The following is a 3671-nucleotide window of genomic DNA, read 5'->3' as shown; positions in this document are numbered from 1 at the left end:
GGNGNGTACCAGGGCCCCGGGTTGAACCCTCTGTCCACACGGAGGGCACGGGTTGGAAGAACAGGCTCGGATACCCTCACCCCAACCCTCTCCCGGAGGGAGAGGGAGTGGCGGCCGGGAGGACGATGGTGAGCGTGGTGCCCACGCCCTCGCGGCTCTCGGCGCGCAGCGTGCCGCCCAGACTCGTCACGATGGCGTGGCTCACCGACAGTCCCAGTCCCGCGTTCGCCGGCCGCGTGGTGAAGAAGGGCTCGAAGAGGCGCGCCAGCACCTCTGGCGGCATGCCCACGCCCGTGTCCTGCACCTCCACCACCGCCTCACCCGCCGGGCCCGTGTACGTGGACACCCGCAGCACGTTGCGGGGCGCGTCCAGCTCGTTCATCGCCTGCACCGCGTTGTGCAGCACGCTCACGAACACCTGCACCAGCCGCGTCTCGTCACCCTCCACCCGCGGCACCGGCCGGAAGTCCTTCTCGAGCCTCGCCCGGTGGCGCAGCTCGCCGCGCACCAGGCTCAACGCGTGCTCCAGCACGGGCACGACCTCCACCGTCTCGCGGTGCTCCGGCGGCGCGCGCGACAGCAGCCGCAGGTCCTGCACGATTCCCTTCAGCCGGTCCGCGCCCTCCGTCGCCTCGTTCAGCGCCTCCAGCAGGTCGTCCACGTCGCCGGCCAGCGTGTGGCCCTCCTCGCCCAGCGCCTCCCTCAGCCGCGCCAGTTCCTCGCGCGCGAAGCCGAGGTTGGCCATCATGAAGGCCAGCGGGTTGTTCATCTCGTGGCCCACCGCCGCCGCGAGCGAGCCCAGCGCCGCCAGCCGGTCCGCCTTGAAGAGCTGTGCCTCCATCTGCTTGCGCGCCGTCACGTTCTTGGCGAAGACGCGCAGCCCCTCTGGATCCACCAGGGGCGACACCGTCAGCTCCCAGTGCCGGCCGCCCAGCTGCACGACGGGCGGGGACTCGCCCACCTCCGCGCCGCGCTTCGCCCACGCCTGGGCCGCCTCCACCAGCGGGTGCCCCGCCCCACGCACCAACAGGTCCGGAAACGCCATGTGCGCCGCCGGGTTGGCGTAATGCAGCTCGCCGCCCGGGCCCAGCTCCATCATCGGCTCCGGGTGCAGCAGCGGGAAGGAGGCCAGCCGGTACAGCTCCTCCTCCAGCGCGCGCAGCTCCGTCACGTCCCGCACCAGCAGCGCCGTGGTGGGGCTCGCCGTCTCCGAGACCGGCATGCGCACCGTGGCCTCGGCCGAGTACCAGCGCGTCTCTCCCTCCACCTCCAGGCGGTACTCCACCCGGCCCCCCACGCCGCTGTGCCGGGCGGCCCGCGCGAGCGCCACCAGCGCCGCTCCCGCCTCGGGCCCCAGGACCTCCTCCAGCGGCCGTCCCTCCGCCTGGCGCACGTCCCGCCCGAAGGCCACTCCCGTGGGCGCCCACAGCCGCATGCACCGCTCCCGCGCGTCCAATTCCACCGCGAGGTATTCCGCCCGCCGGGCCGTCCGGGGAGGGGGCGGCCGGGGCGTGGACGAGAGGACGAAACCCTCGCTGTCGAAGAGGCCCAGCAGCGGCTCCAACCCCGCCCCGTGGCCCGCCAGCGAGGTGAGCACGGAGACCAGCGCCGTCACGTCCGCCTCGGGCATCCGCTGGGTGAAGATGAGCCCATCCGCGGGCGTGGGTCCGGTGAACTCGAAGGGGATGAGCCCCCGCTCGCCGGAGCCCAGGTGCTCGGCCAGGTAGGCGCGGACCGTGTTCTCCTCCGGGTGGCTCGAGTAGATGGCGGCCATGTCCGCCTCGCCCGCCAGCACCGCCAGCAGGGCCTTGCGGTAGGTGCCGTGGAAACGCTGCTCCGAGAAGGTGTCCGCCACGGACAGTCCTCGGGCCGTCAGGTGGCGCATGGGCAGGAGGTAGCCGCCGGTGGAGCGCGGGGCCACCCACGCGGCGCGCGTGCCCTTCAACGTCTTCAACGTGAGCGGCGCATCCGCCCGGCACACCAGGGCCGCGTGGTAGTACCAGAGCCCCGCCCGTACGGCGCGCAACACCGCGCGCGCTTGCGGCTCGAAGGCGGTGCACTGCTCGGCCGTGGCCCACGCCAGGTCCACCCGGCCCTCCGCCAGCTCCCGCTCCAATGCCTCGTACGAGGGAGCGAGCTCCACCACCACCGGCCGGCCCAGCCGCTGGGTGAGGGCCCGGCTGAAGAGCTCGGCGCGCACGTGCTCCTTCACCTCGCCCAGTGACGGCGACAGCAGGAAGCGGATGGGGGCGGCCGGAGTCGTCACGTGCGTCCAAGCATGCCGGACGTCCAGGGGGGGCGCACGTTTCGAACGGAGCGGCGCACGGGCCTCGGCTCAGGCGTAGACCTGGTCGCTTTCGACGGACGTGCCCAGCCGGTGGTTGAGTTGTTCGAGCCGGGCGTAGCGCGCTTGCAACATCTCGCGGTAGGCGCGGTGGTCGGCGTGGGCGATCTCATCGAGCAGCTTGCGCAGGGACGAGTCGAGGACTTCCTTGAGCTCTCGGGCCTCGACGGCGCTCAGTTCCAGGAGCATGGCGGCCTCCTCCTCTCATTTCCTTCGGAGGAACGTTAGGCACCGCGCGGGACGCGAGCCCCGGCGGCGGAGCCACCCCCTGGCTCCAGGGCCGCTCTTCCTGCCAGCCGCCAGGGGTTGCCGGTGGGCCGGGTGTTCCCCACTCAGAAGGCATGGGCTCCGGGGCGGGAGGGCTCGGGGGCTCGCCGAGGAGGAGGCCATGGTGCTGCAGGACGAGGTTCGCGAGGGCATGGTGGTGCGGGACACGCAGGGGCGCAGGGTGGGCCGCGTGGCCGCGGTGGGCGAGACGCACTTCGAGCTCGAGCCCCGCCTGTTGTCGCGCGAGGAGTTCCTCGTGGAGTTCTCGGACGTGCGCTACGCGCGCGACGGCGAGCTGTACCTGGAGCGCACCCCGCACCTCTTGAAGCTGGAGGACGACGACGGCGGGGCGCTGCCTCCACGCCACCACAACGGCATGGACGCCGAGCCGGTGAACGTGGAGGACCCGGAGGCCTCCCACCCCGGCGCATGACGCGGCCATGACGGACTCATGACGGGGTGCGGCATGTTCCGCGTCCCACCTGACAGGTCTGTCATACACAGGACGATAACCCCTGGGAATCATGGAGGAATCCAGCGCCGGGAATGTCAGACCCGGCGTGTAGACCCGTCCTTCTCGGAACGGAGTGGGAAGGGTCATGAAAAGGGTTTCGACGTCCTGCGCCATGCTGGCGCTCTTCACGATGGTGTTTTCCTGCAGCTCGGCGCCGCCGCCGGACGGGCTGGATCAGGGGCTGGTGTCCCGGGAGCTGAGCACGCCGCGCAAGCTGCTGCCGTGGGTGGCGCTGGCGGACGGGCGGGTGCTGGCCTCGGGTGGACATGATGGCAGCCGGACGCTGATGAGCTGCGAGGTGTACGAGCCGGAGACGGGGGAGTGGTACGCCACGGGAGCGATGCGCACGGCGCGGCGCAACCACGCGGCGGTGCGGCTGGCGGACGGGCGCGTGCTGGTGGTGGGGGGCACGTTCTCGGCGTCCTTTGGCGCGCTGGCGAGCGCGGAGGTGTACGACCCGGGCACGGGCCGGTGGACGGCGGTGCGGGACATGGGCGAGGCGCGCAACGACCCCGCGGCGGTGCTGCTGCCGGACGGGCGCGTGCT

General features: G+C 72.3%; 4 protein-coding genes. 2 read left to right on the top strand and 2 right to left on the bottom strand.

The features are described 5' to 3' along the window. Positions 1-76: 76 nt before the first annotated feature. The gene (locus tag Q664_RS36345; protein ID WP_043406617.1) at positions 77-2266 is read right to left on the bottom strand and encodes a sensor histidine kinase; all 2190 of its coding nucleotides are present in this window, start codon (positions 2264-2266) and stop codon (positions 77-79) included. A gap of 69 nt (positions 2267-2335) precedes the next feature. Next, a complete protein-coding gene (locus Q664_RS36340) occupies positions 2336-2533 on the bottom strand; it encodes a hypothetical protein (RefSeq protein ID WP_043406614.1) in 198 nt (65 codons plus the stop codon). Positions 2534-2732: 199 nt separating this feature from the next. Between Q664_RS36340 and Q664_RS36335 the strand changes: the two genes are divergently transcribed. Next, the gene (locus tag Q664_RS36335; protein ID WP_043406612.1) at positions 2733-3044 is read left to right on the top strand and encodes a hypothetical protein; all 312 of its coding nucleotides are present in this window, start codon (positions 2733-2735) and stop codon (positions 3042-3044) included. Positions 3045-3210: 166 nt separating this feature from the next. Next, positions 3211-3671: Kelch repeat-containing protein (locus Q664_RS36330; protein ID WP_043406620.1), on the top strand; the 461-nt coding region annotated here is incomplete at its 3' end.

Source organism: Archangium violaceum Cb vi76 (genome assembly GCF_000733295.1).
GTDB lineage: Bacteria > Myxococcota > Myxococcia > Myxococcales > Myxococcaceae > Archangium > Archangium violaceum.
Note: the sequence above shows the minus strand (reverse complement) of the source record. Positions and strands in the feature narration are given on the sequence as shown.